Source organism: Corynebacterium sp. TUM25020, from assembly GCF_056388495.1.
In genome coordinates, this window is sequence record NZ_JBWJFG010000006.1 from 71,169 (window position 1) to 94,940 (window position 23,772).

At 58.2% G+C, this 23,772-nt stretch carries 18 protein-coding genes and 1 rRNA gene; 9 read left to right on the plus strand and 10 right to left on the minus strand.

Annotated elements, in window-relative coordinates:
- Positions 1–349 precede the first annotated feature (349 nt).
- Positions 350–988, plus strand: coding sequence for a resuscitation-promoting factor Rpf1 domain-containing protein (locus AC05K6_RS08005; protein WP_476728253.1), 639 nt, complete (start codon positions 350–352; stop codon positions 986–988).
- Positions 989–1,159: 171 nt separating this feature from the next.
- Here AC05K6_RS08005 and AC05K6_RS08010 read toward each other — a convergent pair whose 3' ends face one another.
- Positions 1,160–1,348: a hypothetical protein gene (locus tag AC05K6_RS08010; protein WP_293792145.1), complete on the minus strand. Its 189-nt coding sequence runs from the start codon at positions 1,346–1,348 to the stop codon at positions 1,160–1,162.
- Positions 1,349–1,475: 127 nt separating this feature from the next.
- Between AC05K6_RS08010 and AC05K6_RS08015 the strand changes: the two genes are divergently transcribed.
- On the plus strand, positions 1,476–3,995 hold the full coding sequence (locus AC05K6_RS08015) for a helicase-associated domain-containing protein (protein WP_476728254.1): 2,520 nt from the start codon (positions 1,476–1,478) through the stop codon (positions 3,993–3,995).
- Between the two features lie 111 nt (positions 3,996–4,106).
- Entirely contained in the window at positions 4,107–5,684 is a 1,578-nt protein-coding gene (locus AC05K6_RS08020) for a helicase-associated domain-containing protein (protein ID WP_476728261.1), read from the plus strand.
- Positions 5,685–5,700: 16 nt separating this feature from the next.
- On the opposite strand, the gene pbp2m is transcribed toward AC05K6_RS08020, so the two are convergent.
- From pbp2m to AC05K6_RS08035, 3 genes are all read right to left on the minus strand, one after another.
- Positions 5,701–7,482 carry a penicillin-binding protein PBP2M gene (pbp2m, locus tag AC05K6_RS08025; protein ID WP_016421369.1) on the minus strand — a complete coding sequence of 594 codons (1,782 nt, stop codon included), beginning with the start codon at positions 7,480–7,482 and terminating at the stop codon, positions 5,701–5,703.
- Positions 7,483–7,595: 113 nt separating this feature from the next.
- Positions 7,596–8,426 (minus strand): serine hydrolase, encoded by an 831-nt coding sequence (locus AC05K6_RS08030; protein ID WP_034987125.1) that lies wholly within the window; start codon positions 8,424–8,426, stop codon positions 7,596–7,598.
- Positions 8,423–9,283 (minus strand): LysR family transcriptional regulator, encoded by an 861-nt coding sequence (locus AC05K6_RS08035; RefSeq protein ID WP_434820004.1) that lies wholly within the window; start codon positions 9,281–9,283, stop codon positions 8,423–8,425. The genes AC05K6_RS08030 and AC05K6_RS08035 overlap by 4 nt, the downstream gene beginning before the upstream one ends.
- A 114-nt stretch (positions 9,284–9,397) precedes the next feature.
- Between AC05K6_RS08035 and AC05K6_RS08040 the strand changes: the two genes are divergently transcribed.
- From AC05K6_RS08040 to AC05K6_RS08065, 6 genes are all read left to right on the plus strand, one after another.
- On the plus strand, positions 9,398–11,044 hold the full coding sequence (locus AC05K6_RS08040; protein WP_476728262.1) for a DNA repair helicase XPB: 1,647 nt from the start codon (positions 9,398–9,400) through the stop codon (positions 11,042–11,044).
- Positions 11,045–11,083: 39 nt separating this feature from the next.
- On the plus strand, positions 11,084–11,776 hold the full coding sequence (locus tag AC05K6_RS08045) for a DUF3239 domain-containing protein (protein WP_035002612.1): 693 nt from the start codon (positions 11,084–11,086) through the stop codon (positions 11,774–11,776).
- A gap of 137 nt (positions 11,777–11,913) precedes the next feature.
- A complete protein-coding gene (locus AC05K6_RS08050; RefSeq protein WP_476728255.1) occupies positions 11,914–12,690 on the plus strand; it encodes a LamB/YcsF family protein in 777 nt (258 codons plus the stop codon).
- On the plus strand, positions 12,687–14,381 hold the full coding sequence (locus AC05K6_RS08055; protein ID WP_476728256.1) for a 5-oxoprolinase subunit B/C family protein: 1,695 nt from the start codon (positions 12,687–12,689) through the stop codon (positions 14,379–14,381). The genes AC05K6_RS08050 and AC05K6_RS08055 overlap by 4 nt, the downstream gene beginning before the upstream one ends.
- 49 nt (positions 14,382–14,430) lie before the next feature.
- On the plus strand, positions 14,431–16,233 hold the full coding sequence (locus AC05K6_RS08060; RefSeq protein ID WP_434820488.1) for an acetyl/propionyl/methylcrotonyl-CoA carboxylase subunit alpha: 1,803 nt from the start codon (positions 14,431–14,433) through the stop codon (positions 16,231–16,233).
- 34 nt (positions 16,234–16,267) lie between these two features.
- Complete coding sequence (locus AC05K6_RS08065) at positions 16,268–16,912, plus strand: GntR family transcriptional regulator (RefSeq protein WP_476728257.1); 645 nt, start codon at positions 16,268–16,270, stop codon at positions 16,910–16,912.
- Positions 16,913–16,976: 64 nt separating this feature from the next.
- Here the strand turns inward: AC05K6_RS08065 and AC05K6_RS08070 are convergent, their stop codons facing one another.
- From AC05K6_RS08070 to rrf, 6 genes are all read right to left on the minus strand, one after another.
- Complete coding sequence (locus AC05K6_RS08070) at positions 16,977–17,771, minus strand: putative hydro-lyase (RefSeq protein ID WP_476728258.1); 795 nt, start codon at positions 17,769–17,771, stop codon at positions 16,977–16,979.
- 29 nt (positions 17,772–17,800) lie between these two features.
- Positions 17,801–19,030 carry an NRAMP family divalent metal transporter gene (locus AC05K6_RS08075; RefSeq protein ID WP_473964255.1) on the minus strand — a complete coding sequence of 410 codons (1,230 nt, stop codon included), beginning with the start codon at positions 19,028–19,030 and terminating at the stop codon, positions 17,801–17,803.
- Between the two features lie 45 nt (positions 19,031–19,075).
- Positions 19,076–20,038, minus strand: a complete 963-nt coding sequence (locus AC05K6_RS08080) for an alpha/beta hydrolase family protein (RefSeq protein ID WP_293792163.1) — start codon at positions 20,036–20,038, stop codon at positions 19,076–19,078.
- Between the two features lie 56 nt (positions 20,039–20,094).
- Positions 20,095–22,677: an ABC transporter permease gene (locus AC05K6_RS08085; protein WP_476728259.1), complete on the minus strand. Its 2,583-nt coding sequence runs from the start codon at positions 22,675–22,677 to the stop codon at positions 20,095–20,097.
- Positions 22,678–22,679: 2 nt separating this feature from the next.
- Positions 22,680–23,435, minus strand: a complete 756-nt coding sequence (locus AC05K6_RS08090) for an ABC transporter ATP-binding protein (protein ID WP_476728260.1) — start codon at positions 23,433–23,435, stop codon at positions 22,680–22,682.
- A gap of 223 nt (positions 23,436–23,658) precedes the next feature.
- A 5S ribosomal RNA gene (rrf, locus tag AC05K6_RS08095) occupies positions 23,659–23,772 on the minus strand; the annotation flags it as partial.

Sequence of the window (23,772 nt, forward strand, 5' to 3'; positions counted from 1 at the left end):
ACAGAATGACCTAGATTAGCCACATTGACGAGGCAGAGCAAATCTCAACAATCACATCCGTTACATCACTAGTGTGAAATGTGTCACATTACGAAAGTGTAACGATTTAATCTAGATCCGGTAACTTCCAGGTCAGATCAGGTTTCAATCAACAACCTTAACGTTACATAAAATTTCAATCTTGTCGAAAACGTGACACAAACGTGACAAACCAGTACCGTAGCCCATGACCTTAAGGCGAACGGGCACACTGCTCGACGTCAGAACACTAGAAAGTTCTCGACTTTCAAGAGACAACGAAACAAAAGGTGCCACACAAGGAAGGCACCCGAAGGGAAACTCAGCGAAAATGGCACGTCACGCAAAGACCAGCTCTTTCTCCACCGCAGCACGTCTGTCCGTCGCAGGCGTTGCAGTTGCAGCATCCTCCGCTCTGCTGGCACCGACCGCTTCCGCAGCTCCGGATTCCGACTGGGATCGCCTGGCTCAGTGTGAGGCTGGCGGCAACTGGTCCATCAACACCGGCAACGGTTTCCACGGTGGCCTGCAGTTCAGCCCGTCCACCTGGGCTGCTTACGGCGGCAAGCAGTACGCACCGTACGCATACCAGGCAACCCGTGAGCAGCAGATCGCCGTTGCAGAGCGCGTTCTGGCTGGACAGGGTTGGGGCGCATGGCCGGCTTGCTCCGCCAAGCTGGGCCTGAACTCCAAGCCGACCCCGCGCAACGCTGCTGCTAAGCCAAAGGCTAAGCCGAAGGCAAAGCCTGCTGCACCGGCTCCGGTTGTACAGAAGGCCATCAAGGACCTGTCCCGCGATTCCAACGCTCTGGCTGTTGACAAGTTCTACGATGCACTGGTGAAGCGCATCGAGAGCATGGGCTTCTCCGTACCGAAGGAAGTCTCTGACTACTACAACGCCAACAAGAAGTCCCTGAACCACACCTACAAGAAGTACTCCGCTCAGCTGCAGGTCGTTCTGCCTCACTAAGAGCACATAGCTTCACCGGGTCGGCGCACCTTCGCGCCGACCCGTTTTTTCATGCGCACTGTAATGGTGCGCAACATTCACCCCCGCCCCACTCACCTCCCTCATTACCAGCACAAAGCAAAAGGTGGCGCGCCTCCCCGACTAGGGAGGCGCGCCACCTTTTAGATTCAGTTACTTGTTAATAACCGTGAACGAGTGCACGTACGGAAGCTCGGAAGCATCGACGGGAAACTCGATGTCACCGTAGGGGCTCAAAGCGCCCGCGGATTCAGCCACCAGCTCGGTAACAGCGTGGTGACCCTCTGGAATATCGGTCGGCCAGCCTGCGTCGACATAGCCCTTCTTCTCAACGTTAGCCATAGTTGTATCTTTGCACATCATGGCGCAAAAGGACACACGAAGTGGCAATTTCTACCCCACGGCACCCACCCTCCGCGACTACCGTTCAACGCAAGTCATTCCTCATTCGCGCTAAAATTGAGCGATTATGCACCCCAACTCCGCGAACTCCACCACCGAAGGTGCCTCCACCGTCCCCGCCCCAAACGGGTTCCCGTCATACGGAGACTGGCTATTTGCCCAGACGGATGAGTCTCTCGCGGATCTGCTCACCCGATTGCTCACCTCCAACCCCACTACCTTCGTGGAGAACCTCACAGGGAACAGCGCTGCTCTTGATAGCCTTTCCGAAGCCGTCACCTCGAAGACCAAGCATCATGCGGATGCATACGGCGATGCCCCTGACCCTGCGCTAATCCACCTGACGGCTCTTGAGCTGGCCGTCTGCCACGCGGCCTGTGAACTGGACGCTGTCCATCACCCTTGCACCGTTGCCGAGATCAAAGAAACACTCACCGAACTCTTCGATATAGCCAACACTCCTACTCCAAACCGCCCAACGGATCACGACGTTCGCGCAGCGATACAGTCTTTGTGCACCTGGGGATTAGTTTTTGGCCCAGACTTGTCTCTGCCGGCTCCTGCTGTGCCCGGCGCGGATACAAAGCTCAAGGTTCCACCCCACCTGCCCCAAATGTTTGAGCCTTCTACGGAGCAGCTCTGGCGCTTAGTCGATTCCACCCGCTGCCCCATTCCAACTGCGAAGCTACCCGCGGTTATCGATGAGCTGCCGCCCCGCCAACGCCGCCTGCTATCTACTTTGGCTGCAGGAGGAGGTGTGGGCCATTCAACTTCCCTACACGAGGGTGCAGACCCCTCCAAGCCACTCCCCACCTTGGTTCGCCACGGCATCCTAGACCAGTTAGACGATACAACCGCACGGCTGACCGGCCGCGTCCAGCAACTTCTCCACGGCACCATCATCACCGACCCAGGTGGGCATTTCACTCCGATAGCTAACGAAGGCGAAGCTATCGCCAGTTCGCGAGCTGACGACGCCAGCACTGCCCAGGCCATTCAACTGATTCAGGATCTCAGCCACCTCATTGAGGATCTCGGCACCAATCCAATCATCCCGCTATCTTCCGGTGGCATCGGCACCCGCGAAATCAATAAGGTCGCTCGCAGGCGCGACGAGTCTGCCGAGAGAACCCTTCATCTGCTTACCTGGCTTATCCACGCAAATCTCCTGGGCCATGGCCGCGCCACTCCAACCCCAGCGGGTCAGCCCGCACGTGACTATTGGGCTCCCACCGAGCTCGCCCTCGATTTCCTCGAGGCCTCCCCCGCCACTGCCTGGGCAATCCTGCTAGTCGGCTGGGCCAATAGCGCCTATGCCCCCTGGTTCGTCGACGATCCTGCCGTTCGCCCCTTTGAATCCGGCACTGCTTCGCACGCCGCTCGCGGCCTGCGCCGAATCTTTCCTAGTCTCTTTACTCACTCTGCTATTGATGACGCCCCTACGCCTGAACCATCAGAACTGCACCGAGAGCTTTGGCGCGTGCGACCCGGCGAGGCCTGGCGAACGACCCCCACCGCTTGGGATGCGGTGTGGGAGGAAGCCAAAGAGGTGGGGGTGTTGGCGTCATTAAGGAGGGACACAGTACCGACTCGGGCGATGAGCGCGCTCCGCGACGTTCTAAACAACAACATGGATCCTGTTGCGAACCTTGCCGAAGCACTTTCGGAAATCCTGCCGGCTCCCGTGGAAGAACTCATTGTCCAGGCCGATCACACGATCATGGCTCCGGGCTTGTTACGCCCCGCGGATCAGACGATGCTGGCGAGGTTCTGCGAGCAGGAATCCGGAGGCATGGCCAGCGTCTGGAGAATGTCTAAGGAATCCGTAGAGCGAGCTCTTCGAGCCGGGCTCAGCGCCGAGGAAATCGAGCAATTCCTCGACGACCGCGCCCTGGGCGGAGCGGATAATGTGCCCCAAGCGCTGCGATACATGCTGCATGACGCGGAGCGGAGCCTGTCGCAGGCCACCGCTGGTGTGGCTCAGATGTACCTGAGCGTGACGGATCCCGCGGCACTGGATCGGATTCTGGCGCTGCCGGATATTGACGGGCTCCGGCTGCGCAGGATCGCACCGACAGTAGCCGTTTCCGCTGCTCAGCTTTCGTTTGTGACTGATCGTCTGGAGGCCATGGGCGTGCAATTGCGTTTGGAAGGTGGCCGGGCGCATGCCGATGCTCCTGTGCTCTCCCGGGTGGCTACGCCAACGCGGGAAGGGCTGCAGTCCGCCGACGCCGACGAGAGCGTCATCGCTGGCGCTATCGAAGGATTCCGACGCAGTCACGAGCACGCCGTTGACCTGATGAGCGGATCTATGAAAGACGTCGCGAGTGTGTCCGCAGACCCGGCGGAGAGTCAACGCGACAGAGCCCGCGTCGTCCACTCAGCCGAGGAAATGATGGCGGCTATCTCGCGGGCGTATTCCTCCGGAACGATTGTGCGAATCAGTTACGTCAATCACGAGGGCAAACAGACGAGCGACCAGGTGTCGATCGTGATGATTCGTCCCTCGACTATTGCGGTGGTTTCGGAAATCAGTGGTGAGAGCTTCACTGTGCAACCCCACCGGCTTAGCAGCGTCGAATACTAACCTCTAGGGCGGTTGCAAGAACGGGCTAACATAGTAGGTTGTCCCAAAAATGTAGCTGTGGCCTTGATCTTCGTGCCGCAGCCCGAACCCGCTGTGAGGAGCATCCAGCTAGTGAGCATCGGCACCGGCCCCTTGATCGTCCAATCCGACAAAACTGTGCTGCTGGAGATCGACCACGAGCAAGCTCAAGAGGCGCGTACTGCGCTGGCACCATTCGCAGAGCTCGAGCGTGCACCCGAGCACGTGCACACCTACCGCATTACCCCGCTGGCGCTGTGGAATGCCCGTGCCGCAGGCCACGACGCGGAACAAGTCATGGATGTGCTCGAAAACTATTCGCGGTTCCCGGTTCCCCAGCCACTGCTCATTGATATTGCCGACACGATGGATCGCTACGGGCGGCTGAAACTTATCAAGCACCCGGCGCACGGGCTGGTGTTGGAAACGACGGACAGGGCCGTACTAACGGAGATCCAGCGTCATAAAAAGATCAAGCCGATGTTGGGCACAGCGATCGACGAAGACTCCGTGACTGTGCACCCTTCCGAACGTGGCAGGCTCAAGCAGGAACTGTTGAAGGTCGGCTGGCCTGCGGAGGACCTGGCGGGCTATGTCGACGGCGAAGCACATCCCATCGAACTGTCGCAGGAACACGAACAGTGGCAGCTCCGGGATTATCAGGAGATGGCTGCGGAAAGCTTCTGGGAAGGTGGCTCCGGCGTGGTCGTCCTGCCGTGCGGCGCGGGCAAGACCATGGTCGGCGCAGCCTCCATGGCCAAGGCGAAAGCCACCACCTTGATCCTGGTGACGAACACCGTCGCGGGCAGGCAGTGGAAGGACGAGCTAGTGCGCCGCACCTCCCTGACGGAGGAGATCGGCGAGTACTCCGGAGAGAAGAAGGAGATCCGCCCCGTTACCATTGCCATCTACCAGGTGGTGACACGCAAGTCGAAGGGCGAGTACCGGGCGCTGGAGCTTTTCGACTCCCGCGACTGGGGGCTCATTATCTACGACGAGGTACACCTGCTGCCCGCACCGGTGTTCCGCATGACTTCCGACCTGCAGTCTCGCCGCCGTCTGGGGCTCACCGCCACCCTGGTGCGCGAGGACGGCCGCGAAGGCGACGTATTCAGCCTGATCGGGCCGAAGCGCTATGACGCCCCATGGAAGGACATCGAGGCCTTCCTGGATCGCATGTCCCCCGGCGGTCTCTCGTCCGTTCCCCAGTCCCTGCGGTATTTGATTGACGACGCCACCAGGGCATTCCAGCAGGGCTCCGCCACCGAACCCCACTCGGCTCGTGTCCCGTCTCGCGTGGATACTCCCCAGCGCAACATCATGGACATCACTGGGGACTCCACCGAGATCGCCTCGGAGATCGACGGCGCCGTGGAGGGTTTTCGCCGCGCCCACGACCAGGCCATCGCCGTGGACCCGGCGGACGGCACGAAGGCCTCGGACACCCGGACCTTCCGCTCGCCGCGGGAGATCATGTCCGAGCTGCGCCGCGCCTATACCGCGGGCACACAGGTGCGCCTGCACTACGTGGACTATGCGGGTGCCACCAGCCATGACTGGATCTCCATCGTGATGATGACCCCCTCCACCATCTCCGCGGTGCTCGAATCCACCGGGGAGAGCCTCACGATCCAACCCCACCGCATCGCTGCGGTGGACGTGCCGTGCTAGAGGTTATGACGCAAGTTTATTGAATTCCAGAGAATTTCTGAACATCCGGCGAGCGAAGGAAACGCCCGGCCATTTCCACAGCTGGCTGAGAAGAATCTCCTTCGATTACAAGGGACGCAATCGCCAATTCCCCTGTCGTTCCAGCGAACCAGCCATTGGAAAGCTTGCCATCAATTTCTGCTGTACCAGTCTTTCCGCCAAGTGCACTAAGATCACTCAACGACCTAGCTGAACCGTGGTCAATTGTTGATTTCATCATCGTCCGGAGGCTTTGAATAGTTGTATCGCTGACATGCTGGTCTGCCTGTTTATTCACTACTGTCTGTTCGCCTTGAATGAGCTGTGGAGGAACAAGCAAGCCGCCGTTAGCGACAGTCGATTGCATGAGCGCAATCCCAAATGGACTAGCTAGAACCTCGCCCTGTCCAATAGAAGCCTCCACACGAGGAGGTCCAGCCGGTGTCCGCGGCACCGAACCAGTAAGTGTGGTCATCCCTGGTACGTCGAAGTCGGAGCCAATTCCGAGTTCTAAAGCAGTCCGTTGCAGATCATCTTCTCCCAAACGATCCGAAATGACCGCTTGGGTTGTGTTACATGATTGGGCGAAAGCTTCTTCCAGTCGAACGCTACCTAGATCGAAGTCATGATCGTTGGGAATCTTGCGTCCAGCGACGGTGATATTGCTAGGACAAGGTAGTTCCTCATCCATGCTGACTGCCCCTGCCTCTAGTGCCGCCGCTGTGGTCACAGTTTTGAACGTCGATCCCGGTGGGAATAGCCCGGTGAGTGCGATTGGCCCTTGGTTATTTGCCTTGTCATTTTGTGCAACGGCAAGGACACCTCCTGTTCTAGGATTGAGCACGACTAGAACTGCGGCACGTTGCTCACTGTCCACTGCTTGTTTTGCTGCGCTTTGCAGTGTGTTATCCAGAGTGGTTGCGATTGGCTGAACTCGGCGAGGCGGCTCAGAGGCTACCGTCGTCATACCTTGTGAACTCTCAGCGCGTATCGACCATCCTGAATTAGCATCGAGCACTGACTCCCAATATTTGTTCAATTCAGCATCCAGCGGAGAGTTAAGAGTTTTGGACACGCTTAAGAGACGCCCCTGCTCCACAGTGGAAATTCCCTCAAAGGTCCTAAGTTGCTCTTGTATCTTCCGGAATTCTTCCTGCCTCAAAGTGAGGAGCACGGTGTCTTCATCCTGAGACTCTCCCAAGGTCTGCTCGATCCACTCCTTAGTCGTTGTGGGAGACACTGGTGCAAAAATCTGGGCCAATTCCTGCGCTCTAGAGGCTATGTCTTTGCGACCTCGTACCTGAATAACTTTCGTCCAGGTCATATATTCATTGCCCAAGCGATCTTTAATTGGAAGATCGTACTGTTTATCTTCAGCAAAAAAGAGTGCGGAATCATCGCTCAACTGAGCTTCGAAGATCGAAGGCAACCATTGAGGCTTACCATCCTGTCCACTAAGGACGAGCCGACCATTGCTCTCCAACTCCACACCATCTTTGGACCAAGTCACATGAGTATTCTGCTTTCCATTGGAAATATCAGATTTTTCGATGTTGACCTTCACACCATGAAGTGACTGCCGAAATTCATGAAGGGCGCGCTCCGGGTCTGGATGATCCAGATACCGTGCAGCCTTGCTGTCATCTCCCGCGTTGAAAGCTTTGAGAAATACGTCTGAGTCTGATTCCCACGGTAGAGCTGAACAGCTGCTCAACATCACTGCGGAGAGCGAACAGAGTGCAATCACCGACTGACGGAAACGATTGTGCTTAGTCATCATGGGAGTGACGTTAAGTGAGACGCATTGGATGCCACCAATATCACATAATGCAATTGTCTCATTTCATTCACATATAGGCGATGGTAGAAGTGTGTATTCAAGTGGCAGAAATTCTAACGAAGAGCGTCCACGAGCAGTCTAGCCACTTCGCCAATAGCACCATCGTGAGTACTCATTGCTTGTTCTGGCACCACCTGTTTCAGCATGATGGACACCACAATGGGCTCCTCGCCCTCAACCTGGATAATCGAAGCTTCACCATGAAGAAGTCCTACAGTGCCCGTTTTTCCATAGATATCAACGCCGCTTGGAGGAAAGCCTGAAGGAACACGGTGACGCCACACCTGCAACCCCAAGAGTTCACACATAGATCGACGTACCGCTGCACTATCGTCTTTCCAAACCTGTTCCAAGTCATTAGTTATTTCCGCCAACGAAGAGACTGCAGAAAACGCTATATCTGTACTTCTCCCCCCTTGGGATTGAACATATTGACGCAATTGTTTCTCCGCCGTCACTAAGCTATTCCGATCTTGCAAGTCATAATGAGGTGGAAACCGTTTAAGAAATGCTTCTCGAGCCCACGCAGGCAGTAGACGCAAAATCTCGTGGGCGGCCACGTTATCTGACACCGATGCGACTTGTTTCATTAAGTCTCGGAGACTCACGTTCACTGCGTCATCAAAGGCAGCGAACCCATACCCTTCGTAAGTTCCTTTGGACGGTGCAACGTCAACACGAAGACGAGGATCCAGATCACCTCGTTGAATCGCTTCCAAAGTGAGGTGGAGGAGCCGGATTTTATATAAGGATGCCACCGTAATTTTCTCGTCTTGTTTGCGTCCGATAGTCACCCCATCGTGCAGTCGCGATGCACACCACCATCCCTCACACCCCGACCGCATCAACACGTTTTCCAGGGCCATCTCCATCCGTGCAGTCATTGGTTAATCCTTCGACAAATTCTTTCGGCGACCACCATGGCCTCGGCGCCATTGTCCATCCCACCTCGGCGAACCACTACATCCACGGAAAAATCGAAACGGGAAGGAAGCTCAATAGCATTGTCAAACTGGTGAAAACCGCGAAATACCAAAGACATCCCCTCCCCTCTTCCAATCAATAAGCCCCTACCTAGAGCATCCTCTGAATCATTAATTTCGCAAGACACACCCGACCGAAATAGCTCTCTCGCCAAACCACTGGCTGCACTTGAATTGTCATTCAGGTTCTCCACCAGCAGATTCAATTGAGACAAGGTCTTATCCAACCTTGAATACCCCGGCGGCACCACTAGATCACGTGACAGAGAAAACTGCCTCGCACTGCGGTGAGTACCCAAGGGAACCGGAGCTTGAACAAGCCCCGCATGAATAGCGCCTTCTTCAACACGGGCAAGAATCTCAACAGAAGGCAGTGACGACAAAACTACTCCATCATGCTGCTGTGCCTTTGCTGCAATACGCGATCCTATCTCGCTTGGAAGCGCACTACTGATGGCCAAACGAAACCCGCTTTGCGCACCACTTCGGATACCGTCAATCATCGAATGCATAGTCTGAAGATCGCGATTAATCACCCGGGCATATGGAAGCAAGGTCAACCCTGCCTCGGTTAGTTTCACTTCCCCCGCCCCTCGGATAAATAGCGGTGTACCTACACCAGCTTCTAAGCGCTTAATGGCATTGGAGACAGGCGGCTGACTCACTCCCAGTCGCGCTGCCGCCGCTGTAAAACTACCGGTCTCCGCTAAAGCCACGAAATACTGCCATTGGCGCAGATTTCCCGTCTGAGCAATCATGGGTCTCAGCATAGTGGAGCACGAGTTCGCACCACTGCAGCGTAAAATGATGTCTTTGGCTTGAGCAACACCGTCGCGGTGGCGTCGATAAACAAAAAGGAAGTGACACACAGCGTGGGCATTGGAAACGGACCGCTCATTGTGCAGTCGGATAAGACCGTGCTGCTGGAAATCGACCACGAACAGGCGCAGGAGGCGCGCACCGCGCTGGCACCGTTCGCGGAGCTGGAGCGCGCGCCCGAACACGTGCACACCTACCGCATTACCCCGCTGGCGCTGTGGAATGCCCGTGCCGCAGGCCACGACGCGGAGCAGGTCATGGACGTGCTGGAAACCTACTCGCGGTTCCCCGTCCCGCAACCGCTGCTGATCGACATTGCCGACACGATGGATCGCTACGGGCGACTGAAGCTCATCAAGCACCCGGCGCACGGGCTGGTGTTGGAAACGACGGACAGGGCCGTACTAACGGAGATCCAGCGTCATAAAAAGATCAAGCCGATGTTGGGCACAGCGATCGACGAAGACTCCGTGACTGTGCACCCTTCCGAACGTGGCAGGCTCAAGCAGGAACTGCTGAAGGTCGGCTGGCCCGCAGAGGACCTGGCGGGATACGTCGACGGCGAAGCGCACCCCATCGAGCTGTCGCAGGAACACGAAGAATGGCAACTGCGCGACTACCAGGAGATGGCGGCCGATAGCTTCTGGGAAGGCGGCTCGGGCGTGGTAGTGCTGCCGTGTGGTGCGGGAAAGACGATGGTCGGCGCGGCCTCGATGGCCAAGGCAAAGGCCACCACCCTGATCCTGGTGACGAACACCGTCGCGGGCAGGCAGTGGAAGGACGAGCTAGTGCGCCGCACCTCCCTCACCGAGGAGGAGATCGGCGAGTACTCCGGCGAAAAGAAAGAGATCCGTCCCGTTACCATTGCCACCTACCAGGTGGTGACACGCAAGTCGAAGGGCGAGTACCGGGCGCTGGAGCTTTTCGACTCCCGCGACTGGGGGCTCATTATCTACGACGAGGTACACCTGCTGCCCGCACCGGTGTTCCGCATGACCTCCGACCTGCAGTCTCGCCGCCGTCTGGGGCTCACCGCCACCCTGGTGCGCGAGGACGGCCGCGAAGGCGACGTATTCAGCCTGATCGGGCCGAAGCGCTATGACGCCCCATGGAAGGACATCGAATCGCAGGGCTGGATCGCCCCGGCGGACTGCACCGAGGTGCGCGTGCAGCTAACCGAGGCCGAGCGGATGGTTTACGCCACCGCCGAGCAATCCGACAAATACCGACTGGCCGCCACCACACCAACGAAAACCAAGGTGGTACGCAAGATCATGGAAATGCATCCGGACGAGCCCACCCTGATCATCGGCGCGTACATCGACCAGCTGGAGGAGATCGCCGAGGAGCTGGACGTGCCCGTCATCGACGGCAAGACCGGCAACGCCAAGCGCGAGAAGCTGTACCAGCAGTTCCGCGACGGTGAGCTACAAACTCTTGTGGTGTCCAAGGTGGCGAACTTTAGCATCGACCTGCCCGGCGCGTCCGTGGCCATCCAGATCTCCGGCACGTTCGGCTCGCGGCAGGAGGAGGCGCAACGCCTGGGCCGCATTCTGCGCCCGAAGCCGGACGGAGGCGGGGCGTTTTTCTACTCCATCGTCGCCCGTGACACACTGGATGCGGACTACGCCGCGCACCGCCAGCGCTTCTTGGCTGAGCAAGGCTACGGCTACCGCATCGTCGATTCTTTCGACCTTTAGAATTATCCCTGCCTTTAGACCGCCACGTTAAGGAGCCCCATGTCCGCCGCCCAGCAACCGATGCAGGTTGACTTCCATTTTGATGTCGACGACGAATACGCCCGTAAGCACAATGAGTTTCTGCGCGATGCCAAGCGCATGCAGGTCTCGGCGGGCATTTTGGCGCTTGTGTTGGCCGTGATCGTGGTTGTTCTGCTGGTGACCGCTGGCACGCACTGGTGGGCAATCGCCATTAGCTTCGCTCTCGGTGTATTCGCACTGTTGTGCCTGGCGCTGATCCCGATCCTGCCGCGGAAGATGGGGACGCCGCAGCAGTACTTCGACATGTATGACCTGGCTCCGGCGATGATTGCAGAGGTCAATGCACGGGATATGGTGCTGTTGATGCTGGTCGACGCCTCCGCAGATCCAGCGCGGACCGTCCCCGCTCTGGCCTATCGCACCGTCACCTCCATTCCGGGAGTTCCTCGGGAGGTCGGCGCCAAAGTGCCGTCTATGGCGGTGACTGGCTACCGTCCTACGCGTGGCCCCAAGGTGTATGAGGAGATTTCCCCAATGCCGGTGGCATGGGGAACCGGGGATGCCAAGGTGTGGAAGCGTGCGGAGCGTGCCATCAGCACGAACCTGTGGAAGCGCCTGGAGGGACTGCTGGATCAGGTGGATAAGGCCAAGGCGGCTCCCCGCAGTGTCTATCTGCTCGACAATCCCGGCGATAAAAAGGCTAAAAACTAACGTAGATCACGATTGCGAAAACCGGGTGATTGATTTCACAATGGTTGCGTAGGTCACTACACTGGCACGCACATTGTTGAACAATCCAGCCGGCGGTGCGGAAACCCGCGCTACTGGCCATACAAGGAGTCGATCACATGTCCACCTCCCGCAACCCGATTTCCATCGACCTCAACGCTGACCTCGGCGAAACGACCGGCGGCAACCCGGTCAGCGACGATGCAGCAATGGTGGCCATCGTCTCTAGCGCCAACGTCGCCTGTGGATTCCACGCTGGCGACCCCCATGCCATTTCCTCCACCCTCGCCGCCGCTGCCGAAAACAACGTGACCGTCGGCGCCCATGTGGGCTACAACGATGTAGCTGGCTTCGGCCGCCGCTTCATCGACTACTCCCCCGCGGAGTTGGCCGACGAGGTGCTCTACCAAATCGGTGCTCTCGACGCGCTCGCCAAGGCTCGGGGCACGCAGGTGCGCTACGTAAAGCCCCACGGCGCGATGTACAACACAATCGTCCACCACGAGGCACAGGCAAAAGCCGTCATCGAGGGAATCAAGGCTTTTGGAGCAGATCTTCCCGTGATGTTGCTGCCAGGAGCCGTAGCCGCCACATACGCAGAACGGGCCGGCCTCCGCGTAATCAACGAGGTCTTCGCCGACCGCGCCTACAACCCAGACGGCACATTGGTATCCCGTCGCGAAGCCGGCGCAGTACTACACGACCCGGATACCGTCGCCGACCGCGTTGTCCGCATGGCGCAGGAAGGCACCATCGAGGCCATCGACGGCACCACCATCCACACGTCAGCGGATTCAGTGTGCGTCCACGGTGATTCACCCGGCGCGGTCGCCATGGCAGAGCGCATCGCCGCAGAACTGAAGGCCAACGACATCACTATCGGGAGCTTCCTGTGAGCCACACCGTTTCCCCCGTCGGCACCCGTGCCGTCATCGTAGATCTACCCGACCTCGCCACAGTCATGGCTTGGCACGCATCACTTGTCGCCAGCCCCTTGCCCGGGCAGGTCGAAGCTATCGCCGCGGCGCGCACTGTACTGGTTTGTTTCGACGCCCATTCCTCCGCCATCGCAGGCCTGAAGGCACTGCGCGACTTCCGTCCGCAGAGCTCCGCCGAGACCACCCCGCGAGAGGTCACCATCGACGTCATCTACGACGGCGAGGACTTGGCGGATGTCGCAGAACTGATGGGCATTTCTACCGAAGAATTGATCGACCGCCACACGCAGCAACAGTGGCTGGCAGCTTTCGGCGGTTTTGCTCCCGGTTTCACCTATTGTGTGCCTGCAGAAGACGATCATTCCTACACCTGGGATATTGCCCGTCGCAGTTCCCCGCGCACAGCGGTTCCCGCCGGCGCCGTGGGTCTGGCGGGACAGTTCTCCGCCGTATATCCCCGCACCTCCCCTGGCGGGTGGCAGTTGCTGGGGCACACGACCCAGCCAATGTGGGATACGCACGCCGAGCAGCCCGCCCTGCTGCAGCCTGGCGATACTGTCCGCTACCGCCAGGTGCGCGAATCCATCAATGTGGAAGCAGGTGTTGATACCACGTCCAGCGATGCACACGCTGGCACCCTAAAGGACACGTCCACGAGCGCGGGCGTAGGGGCGTCACAAAGCAACAAACCTCACGTTCCCGTCCGGCCGAGCCTTAAGGTTCTCGACGCTGGATTGCAGACACTCTTCCAGGACACCGGTCGTGCGGGCTACGGCGACATTGGTGTGAACAGCTCCGGTGCGATCGACCGGGCAAGCGCCTGGGCCGCGAACGATGTGGTCGGCAATTCATCGACGGCAACGGTGCTTGAAAATATCGGCGGCTTGGAGCTAGAGGCTCTGGTGGATACCGCGGTCTGCGTCACGGGTGCACGGGCACAGGTATCAATCGACCGTAAGACTTTTGAACTCGGTGCCCCTGTACAGGTCAAAGCAGGCCAAACGCTGAAGATCGAACCCGTTGGCGGCAAGGGCAATGGTCTGCGCAACTACGTTGCAGTACGCGGCGGACTAATCACAGACCAGGTGCTGGGTTCCAGCGCAACCGACATTCTCTCGGGCTTGGGTCCACAACCCGTAGCTACTGGTGATGTGCTGAAGGCAGGACGTCGAACCGCACAGGCTTCCGTCGGTACGACCACAACCAACCCCTTCGACGGCAGCAATGTTTTGCGCTGTGTGGCCGGTCCGCGCGCCAACTGGTTCAGTGACGAGGAGCTGCAGCGATTCACCGAGATCGAGTGGATCGTTACGGGACAGTCGAACCGCGTCGGGCTCCGCCTGGCACTGCCGGAGGGCGGCGACGACAGTCACGGTAGCGAGGGCAGCCCCACCCCTACGCCGCTGCAGCGCAGCCGCGACGGAGAACTCGCCAGTGAGGGCATGGTCACGGGCAGCATCCAAGTACCTCCGAACGGCCTGCCCGTAGTGTTTATGGCGGACCACCCGGTAACTGGCGGCTACCCTGTCATCGCAACCGTCGTCGACAAGGATCTTGACAAGGCTGGTCAGCTTGCGCCAGGCGACACAGTGCGTTTCGAGCTTATGGAGTTCGATCAGCAGTCACAGCAGGCGCCGCAACCACAATAAGACACCCGACACAACACCTAAGAACGCTAAAGGAAACAAGGAACAACCAATGAGCCAAGATACCTTCCCACTGCAGACAGTCCTCATCGCCAACCGCGGTGAAATCGCGATTCGCATCGCACGTGCCGCTCGCGATCTGGGCATCCGTTCCATCGCTGTCGTTTCCGAGGCAGACGTGGACAACCTGCACGCAAAGATCGCCGACGAGGCCTACACCCTGCCTGGCAATACCGCCGCTGAAACCTACATGAATATCCCGGCTCTACTGGACATCGCTCTGCGCGCCGGCGCGGACTGCGTGCATCCCGGCTATGGTTTCCTCTCCGAGAATGCAGACTTCGCTCGTGCCGTCACTGAAGCTGGCCTGACCTGGGTTGGCCCGGCGCCGGAGGCCATCGAGACCTTGGGCAACAAGGTCGCCGCGCGCGCCTTGGCCACCGAGGTTGGAGCCCCGCTGGCTCCCGGCACTCCGGACCCGATCCCGAACTGGGAGCAGGCCCGCGACTTCGCAGACCAGCACGGCATGCCTATCGCGATTAAGGCTGCCTTCGGCGGCGGTGGCCGTGGCCTGAAGGTCGTCCACGACTACAACGACATCGAAGCTGCGTTTGAGTCCGCAGGCCGCGAGGCCAAGGCGGCATTTGGTCGTGGTGAGTGCTACGTGGAGAAGTTCTTGACCAAGCCCCGCCACGTCGAGGCGCAGGTACTGGCCGATACGCACGGCAACGTGCGTGTCATCGGCACGCGTGACTGCTCGGTGCAGCGTCGCTTCCAGAAGCTGGTCGAAGAGGCTCCGGCTCCGTTCCTCACCGACAAGCAGCGCAATGACATCATCGAGGGCTCCCGCGACATTTGCCAGGCCGCGAACTACACGGGCGCAGGCACGGTGGAATTCATTGTCGCCGAGGATGGCACCGTTAGCTTCTTGGAGGTCAATACTCGCGTGCAGGTCGAGCACCCAGTCACCGAAGCCGTGACCGGTGTGGACATTGTCGGCGAGCAGTTCCGCATTGCCGCAGGCCTGCCGCTGAGCTTCGATGAAGATCCAGCTAGCGATGGCCATGCCTTCGAGTTCCGTATCAATGCAGAGGATGCGGCCAACGGCTTCGTCCCCTCCCCTGGCGCCGTGACCCAGTTCGAGATCCCAACTGGTCCCGGCATTCGTGTGGATGCTGGTGTGCGCGCTGGCTCCACGATTCCGGGTTTCTACGATTCGCTGATGGCCAAACTCATCGTCAAGGGGCCGAACCGTGAGGTCGCGCTGCGCCGCGCCCAGGCCGCACTTGCTGAGATGCGTATCCAGGGTGTACGCACGGTATTGCCGTTCCACAAGGACATCGTGACCCACCCTGCGTTTTGCGGCGATGATCTGCACGTATACACCGACTGGGTGGACAAGGAGTACGAGCCGGGCATCGGCGCTGGCTACGCAGGCTCTTCCCCCGAGGACGTCGAGGATGCGTACACGGAGCGCACCACCCTTACCGTAGAAATCGATGGTCGCCTACACCGCGTGAGCGTTCCTTCCTCCTTCGGCGTTGCTGCCACCCCTTCGGCTGGTGCTGACGCCACCTCAACCTCGTCTGCTGCTGGTTCCAACGCTGGCGCTGACAAGTCCGGGGCAGGCGCTTCTACCGCCGGCAACGCGGTGGAGTGCCCCTACACTGGTGTGCTGGTGAAGTGGCAGGTTTCCGATGGCGATTCGGTGGAGGTCGGTCAGCCGATCGCGACGATCGAGGCGATGAAGATGGAATCCACAGTGGAGGCTAAAACATCTGGCACCATCACTCTGGCGAGCCTCAACCCGGGCGACAATGTGTCCAAGGGCGACGCGCTGGGCCACATCGCTTAATCTTGAGCACCGTTGCGTAATAGGCTGTAGTGCTATGCACTCCCAGTCAGCTATTGCGCACTCTCGCCTCCTCGACGGCATCGCCTCCGGGACTTATGCTCCCGGCGAAAAGCTGAACGAGGTGAATGTGGCTAAAACACTGGGAATCTCCCGTAATACCTTGCGGGAGGTATTCGCCACCCTGGTTTCGGAGGGGCTGCTGGAGCGGATCCCCAACCGGGGTGTTTTTATTGTGGAACCCACCCGCGAAGATCTGCGTGACATGTACGCCAGTCGCCTGGTGTTGGAACCGGGTGCCCTCTTGTGGGGAGCACGACAAGGGCTACAGAAGCTGGAGGGCATCGTATCCACGGCGGAAAAGCTACGAGATTCCACTGGCCGGGATGCCTCTGATGACGATATCCGCGCGATTGCGGATGCAAACCAGGCGTTTCACCGTGCGATCGTGGTCAGCGCGGGGTCGGAAGGGCTCAATCAGACGATGGATCGTATTTTGGCTCAGATGCGCTTGGGTTTTGTGCGCGCTAACCGACTGAATCACCAGTTCCATGTGGAGTTCATCGCCCAGAACCGAGCCGTAACGGATCTGATTGCGGAGAAGCGCTGGGAACTTGCAGCTAACCAGTTAGCTGGTTCCCTGCAGCACACGCATGACAATATCGATCGCTACTTCGGCTAGTTTGCTGTGCCGGAGTTATAAGGCTTGAGGGTGATAAGGCTTGAGGGTCGAGTCCCCATAACGATCAGGGCACCTGATACTGCACGTCGCGTGCATCGGTAATCAGCATGTGGCCCGGTGCATGGCAGATAGCGAACTCCGGCTTGGACTCCATCACCACCGATTGCGGGGTCACTCCACATGCCCAAAACACCGGAATTGTGCCCGCAGGAATATCCACGGATTCGCCAAAGTCGGGTTGATCCAGGTTCTCGATGCCGATTGCGGTCGGGTCGCCCACATGTACCGGAGCGCCGTGCACTGCCGGGTAACGCGAGGTGATCCGCACCGCATCGGCCACCTGGGAGGCGGGAATTGGTCGCATAGATACAACCAACGGCCCGGAAAACACTCCCGCAGGGGTGGTCTCAATATTCGTCCGATACATGGGCACGTTCCGCCCTTGGGCGATGTGTTCTACTGGCACATTGTTATCCAGCAGTGCTGCTTCGAAGGTAAAGGAGCAGCCGATAATGAAGCTCACCAGGTCATCGCGCCACACGTCACGCACGTCCGGAACCTCCGCTTCCAGCTGCCCATCGCGGTATACGCGGTACAACGGAATATCGCTGCGGATATCACCATCCACCAGCAGTTCGGAGGAGACTTGTCCAGCCTCTAGCACTCCCAGCAGCGGGCAGGGCTTGGGATTGCGCTGAGCAAAGAGGAGGAAGTCGAATGCCTGTTCCTGGGGCAATGTGATCAGATTTGCCTGCGCGTAGCCCCGTGAGTAGCCGGAGGTGTGTGTCACAGTGCCCCCGCGGAAGATCTCACGCGCCTGTCGTGGTGAGAGCACTCCAGGATTCTGGAATGTCTGCACTTCCACTCCCCTTTCCTTCGAAAAACGTCTTAGGCCCAGATTTCTGGCAACTTGCTCATCGAGCTCCAACCCAGGTAAAGCGTCAACAACCAGGTGATTACGCCGAGGACCAGCAGCCATGCCGGGTACTTGTAGTTCTGCATCAGATCACGGCGGCGCCAGGCTACCCACAGCACAACAGCGAAGCCGATCGGCAGAATCAGACCATTAAACGCGCCGGCAAAGATCAGTAGCTTCTGCGGTGCCTTGTTGAGGACCAGGTAAATCACTGCGCACACAGCGATGAACGCAACAACAAGCCAGTTGAAGGTGGACTTCTTCATGGACTGTGGCGTCACAAAGGTCAACGAGGTGTAGGAGGCGCCCACCACAGACGTCAAGCCTGCAGCCCACAGCACCACGCCGAAGAAGCGCACGCCGATGTCACCGGCTGCGTGGCGGAATGCATCAGCGGCCATGTTGTCGCCAGCCAGGGTCACACCCGAGGCGACCACTCCGAGGATTGCCAGGAACAGCAGCATACGCATCACGCCTGTGACCACGATGCCGGAGACCGAGACCTTGGTAATCGTGCCCACGTTATGCACGCCAGTCTGTCCGGAATCGATCATGCGGTGCGCTCCTGCAAAGGTGATGTAACCGCCGACGGTGCCACCGATCAGCGTGGTGATCACCAGGAAGTCCACCTCGTCCGGCATCACGGTATTCTGCAGCGCTTCGCCCAGTGGCGGCGAAGAGACAATCGCGACGTAGATCATCAGCAGGATCATGATCGCACCCAAGCCGACCACGATACGGTCCAGAGCCATGCCCGCACGCTTGGACAGGAAGACGAAAATGGCGATGGCCGCTGACAGACCACCACCGATAAGCGGATTCAGACCAAGCATCGCATTGAGGCCCAGACCCGTGCCACCGATGTTGCCGATGTTGAAGATCAGGCCACCAACGAAGACGAAAGCAGCCATGACCCAGCCGAGCCCCGGCAGAATCTCATTGCCTAGCTCGTTGGCACGCTTACCGGATACGCCCAGTACGCGCCAAACATTGAGCTGAATGGCGATGTCCACGAGAATCGATACCAAGATTGCGAACGCAAAAGCTGCGCCCATCTTCACTGTAAAGACGGTGGTCTGGGTGATAAAGCCCGGGCCGATGGCGCTGGTGGCCATGAGGAACATTGCGCCCAGCGATGCGGTGAATGTGGCAGCGCGGGCGGTTTCGGGCTTGTTACCCGTGTGCTCGTCTGTGTTGGACATTAAAGCACCTTTCTATTAGTGATCCGTATCACCTTAGAATGTTGTTCAACAATCTGCAACTGCCTGTCGCAGCCACCCAGCCAGATCATCAATGCGCTGCCGCCACACAGCAGGTGCTGCAATGATGTGCTCACTGTCGTACTCGTAAAACTGCACCTCGGCGCCACTTTCTTCGAAGTACTTCTTTATGACGCCACCCGCGGTTCCCCTGCTATCGAAACGTGCAATGGAAATAGCCGTCGGCACCCCTGCAATATCCACCGCGAACCCCTCCGGGATTCGCGGACTTAAGGCCGCCAGGAAATTCAAATCCGGCGCCGTGCTCACCACCTGACCGGCAGCAACGAGCCCACTACCAAAGACGACCAGACCGAATGCCTTCGGCGCCAGCTCCGACTTGATCTGAACGATAGCCTCCGCAACATCCTGCTGACTGAGCTCCCAGGATCCATAGCCAGGTAGTGGATATGTCAGATCCACAATCGTCACCCCGGAGCGCTCCGCTAGTGCCGCGAAAAGCGGCAGCCAGAACTGGTCGTGGCTCGCACCATCCCCAAACCAACCCGGGCCTCCATGCAGACTGACAGCTACTGCCCCACTGGGGTTAGGGGGCGTCAGAACCGTTCCAACAACCCCATCCGGCAGCGCACCATGCTGTGCTGTCCAGGGCTCTGCTCGCACTTGTGCGGTATAAGCAACGTGGGGCATGCGGTGATCCAAACCAGCCCCCAGCACCAATAAGCTGCTGTGCGCTAGCAGGTCAGGTACCCGCGCCCACATACGCTCAGTATCATCCACGAGGTCCGCAGGGACGGGGCAGGATTGCTCCTTGTAGGTAACCCCCTCATCGGTGACCAGGGAGTTGAAGATCTCCGGGTAATTATCCTCGAAGAAGTTATTCAGCTGCTCCAACTGCTGTTGCGCGGTCAGCGGCTCCACGCCCGCCTGCACGTCACGACTGCTGCCGGGCAGGCTCACGATATCGGAGTTCGGGGTCTGCTCACTCATAGTTTTTCATTGTAAGACTTTCGCAAGACTTTCCGAACCCCATATACGTAGCTCCCCTAGTCGGCGATCGCCTCGAGCGGGGATGTCTTTGCCGCCTTATGTGCCGGCCATAGCGCAGCAAGCACGCCAACGATACCGGAGCCAACCACCATTGTGAGTAGCAACTGCCAAGGTAGAACGGCCTTGTCCAGACCTTCGGTGGCCAGCACCTTCACAAATACCCAGCCCAGGCCCACGCCGATCAGCACACCGAGTAGTGCACCGTAGATGGCAATTTGTACAGCCTCTAGGGTGATCATCCGCCTTACCTGTCGGCGGAACATACCCACCGCACGCAACATGCCGATCTCTTGTTTACGCTCAATCACATTCAATGCCAGGGTGTTGATAATGCCCAGGATGGCCACCAGGATGGACAGCGCCAGCATTGCGTTGAGGATCATCAGCAGCTGGTCAATGGATTTCGACACCGTACCTGCGTACTCGGTAGTGGTGAGGACATCAGCCACGATGAAGGGCTCCACCGACTTGCGCACATTCTCCTGTAGTTCGTGTTCCCGGACGCCGTCCTTAGCGTGAACGAAGACCTGCATAACTCGTAGATCATCGACCTCGGAGATCGGTTTCCCCTGACCGAGGTAGGGCTTGAGCGCAGCTTCATTGAGTAATGTCTGCGGTTGAATCGGCTCCGTATAGATTCCCAGAAGTTTTACTTCGCCTAGCTTTTCTTGGCCTACGCGGTAGATCGGCACGGAATCGCCGACCTTCCACTTCATTTGGCTGGCCTTACTCTCAGAGGCATAGAAGCCGGGCTTTTCAGTCTCCAGGTTTCCGCCCAAGGACTTCAGCCCCATGGACTTCCCCAGATCCCCCTTGTAGAAGAAGGAAAAACTGCCGGAGTAGTTCACGCTGCTTTCACCCTTGGCTTTGCCGACGCTGATGGGTGTCGTGCCGACGGTGGAAAGGGACTCCACACCATCCGTATCTGCCACTGCCTTTTCTACTCCCTTAGGCAATGGGAACCCCTGGTTCGCAGGACCGCTCACCACCAGATCGGACTTGACGGTATCTCCAATCATGTCCTCCATGGCGCTTTTCATCGTCGCACCGACCATGCCAAATGCGGCAACGAGTGCCACGCCGAGGGTTAGCGCGAATGCAGTTGTTGCGGTACGTCGCGGATTCCTGCGCGAGTTTGTGGACGCCAACTTTCCAACCGCACCAAAGGGAGCCCCAAGTACGCGTCCCAGTGCTGGGACAACTGGAATCGATAGTGCCGGAGAGACCAGGAAAGTGCCGACAATCACCAGTAGAGCGCCGAGTCCGAGGATCGATGCCCGGTTGCTCGTTTCGGCGTCACTAAGCAACAGCGCGGTAACTGCAGCGGCGACACCCGCAAGAACTACGACCAGCCCCGAAATGGTACGCAACTTCAACGGCGACGAGCTGGAGACATCGCCGGAACGCATCGCCTCGACTGGATGCACGCGACCGGCACGACGGGCAGGTGCCCATGCCGAGAGAATCGTGATCAGGACACCAACGATCAAAGGCAGAATGATTGCCTGTGGGGTCAAGGTGAGCCCTGAGTTCGGGAGGCCGAAGCCGAACTGATCCATGAGAGCGAAGATCCCCTTCGCCAACCCCATGCCCGCGATAATGCCCAGGACGGATCCGACGATGCCAACGAGGATGGCCTCGAACACCACGGAGGTTGTGAGTTGCCCACGTGAAGCTCCCAGGGAGCGGAGCAGCGCAAACTCACGGATACGCTGCGCCACCACCATAGAGAAGGTGTTGGCGATAATGAAAGCTCCGACGAGAAGGCTGACCAGGCCAAAGGCAAGGAGGAAGTAGGTGACGAAGCTGAGGCCTTCTTTGACCTCCTTGGAGGACTTCTCCACGATCGAGTCGCCGGTAACAACCTTGAAGTCGGGGTACTTCTGTTCAATTGAACTCTTGAGTTGCTCCGGAGATACTCCGTCGCGAGCGGACAGCCAGAAGCCGTCTGGGAAAGTACCGTCCGTGTATCGCTTGATATAAGTCTCAGGATCTACGCCCAAGCCTAGGTAGCCGCCTACGGCAAAATCCGTGTCATAGATACCCACGATCTCGTACTCATGGCTATCCCGAATGTCGATGGCTTTGAGCGTATCGCCGATGTGCACGCCATGCTTTTCCGCAGCATCACCATTAATCATCGCCTCCTTCTCCCCCTTGGGCGCGCGACCGTCAGTCACGTTAACCGAGGGGCCGGGAGCGCCTTCAGTGAAGTCATTGGGGAAAAGTACGGAAGGAGCTCCGCCAGTGCTAAGTTGCTTTCCGTCCTTAGCAACTACTGCAGTGGTTTCGGACGCCATGGAGATACCCTTGACATCCTGGTTTTCTTGCAGCTGCTTCTTTGTCTCGACAGTGATTGGCTTGGTCGGATTCTTCTGGGAGACTTCTACGTCTACAGCGGAGTAGACGTTTTCGAAGATTCCGGTGAAGGACTTCTGCATCATGTCAGTGAACATGAAGGAACCGGAAATAAACGCAGTTCCAAGCACTACGGCGATGATCGTGAGAAGGAAGCGAATCTTGTTGGCAAGGACGCTTCGATAGGAGACCTTTGCTACAGCGCGGGTGTGTCTACGCATGACTAGTGATCCTCCAGCTTGCCCATGACTCCGAGGATGGACTCTACATCGGGCTTGGCTAATTCATCGGCGATGCGACCATCGGCAAGGAACACCACGCGATCTGCGTAGGAGGCTGCCTTTGGATCGTGGGTCACAATAACAACTGTTTGCCCATCCTTGTCCACTGCGCTGCGAAGAATGCTTAGCACTTCAGCGGAGCTGTTCGAGTCCAGGTTGCCGGTGGGCTCGTCACCGAAAATGATGTCGGGTCGGGAAACGAGAGCGCGTGCACATGCTACGCGCTGCTGCTGACCACCTGAAAGCTCAGAGGGGCGGTGTTGCAAGCGTCCTTTGAGTCCAAGACGCTGCACTACTTCATCGAACCATTCTTGATTAACCTTCTCCCCTGCAATGTCCAGTGGGAGCGTGATGTTCTCTTTTGCCGTTAGCGTGGGAACCAGGTTAAAGGACTGAAAAATGAAGCCCAGTCGATCGCGGCGAAGAGCAGTAATCTCCTTGTCGCTGAGGGTTGAAATATCGGTATCACCGATATATGCCTTGCCGCTGGAAATGGAGTCAAGTCCGGCCATGCAGTGCATCAGCGTTGATTTGCCGGAGCCGCTTGATCCCATAATGGCGGTGAATTGGCCGTCGAGGAAGTCGATAGAAATACCGTCAACAGCGCGAACCTCTGTTTCACCGTGTCCATAGATGCGCTGCAGGTTTACAGCGCGAGCAGCGCTATTGGAATGGGTGGTCTCTTTTTGCTGTTGCATTAGCCTAGCTCCCTTAACTCCTCTGTATTCCCCAATATGTATGGGGTAGTGCCTGCTCTGCGGGTAGCACCGCAGGAAAACTATTCGATAAAACTAATTATAAGCTGTGCTTCACGAATTTTCGGAGCCAAGACCGAGATCACAATTGAACACGCGAAAAAGACCCAGAGCACTTTCCCCTATTCGGAGAAAGGCTCTGCGCCTGATTCTTTTTAAGTTTTAATGCCGGCGGTGACTTACTCTCCCACACCCTCCCAGGTGCAGTACCATCAGCGCAGGTAGGCTTAGCTTCCGGGTTCGGAAAGGGACCGGGCGTGACCCCACCGCTAACAACCAC

Excerpts from the sequence above, each read along its gene's own strand:
- AC05K6_RS08015 (WP_476728254.1), top strand. The coding sequence starts at position 1,476 with ATGCACCCCAACTCCGCGAACTCCACCACCGAAGGTGCCTCCACCGTC.
- AC05K6_RS08035 (WP_434820004.1), bottom strand. The coding sequence starts at position 9,283 with ATGATTGCTCAGACGGGAAATCTGCGCCAATGGCAGTATTTCGTGGCT.
- AC05K6_RS08045 (WP_035002612.1), top strand. The coding sequence starts at position 11,084 with ATGTCCGCCGCCCAGCAACCGATGCAGGTTGACTTCCATTTTGATGTC.
- AC05K6_RS08065 (WP_476728257.1), top strand. The coding sequence starts at position 16,268 with ATGCACTCCCAGTCAGCTATTGCGCACTCTCGCCTCCTCGACGGCATC.
- AC05K6_RS08050 (WP_476728255.1), top strand. The coding sequence starts at position 11,914 with ATGTCCACCTCCCGCAACCCGATTTCCATCGACCTCAACGCTGACCTC.
- AC05K6_RS08075 (WP_473964255.1), bottom strand. The coding sequence starts at position 19,030 with ATGTCCAACACAGACGAGCACACGGGTAACAAGCCCGAAACCGCCCGC.
- AC05K6_RS08005 (WP_476728253.1), top strand. The coding sequence starts at position 350 with ATGGCACGTCACGCAAAGACCAGCTCTTTCTCCACCGCAGCACGTCTG.
- AC05K6_RS08090 (WP_476728260.1), bottom strand. The coding sequence starts at position 23,435 with ATGCAACAGCAAAAAGAGACCACCCATTCCAATAGCGCTGCTCGCGCT.
- AC05K6_RS08010 (WP_293792145.1), bottom strand. The coding sequence starts at position 1,348 with ATGGCTAACGTTGAGAAGAAGGGCTATGTCGACGCAGGCTGGCCGACC.
- AC05K6_RS08080 (WP_293792163.1), bottom strand. The coding sequence starts at position 20,038 with ATGAGTGAGCAGACCCCGAACTCCGATATCGTGAGCCTGCCCGGCAGC.
- AC05K6_RS08085 (WP_476728259.1), bottom strand. The coding sequence starts at position 22,677 with ATGCGTAGACACACCCGCGCTGTAGCAAAGGTCTCCTATCGAAGCGTC.
- pbp2m (WP_016421369.1), bottom strand. The coding sequence starts at position 7,482 with ATGATGACTAAGCACAATCGTTTCCGTCAGTCGGTGATTGCACTCTGT.
- AC05K6_RS08030 (WP_034987125.1), bottom strand. The coding sequence starts at position 8,426 with ATGACTGCACGGATGGAGATGGCCCTGGAAAACGTGTTGATGCGGTCG.
- AC05K6_RS08060 (WP_434820488.1), top strand. The coding sequence starts at position 14,431 with ATGAGCCAAGATACCTTCCCACTGCAGACAGTCCTCATCGCCAACCGC.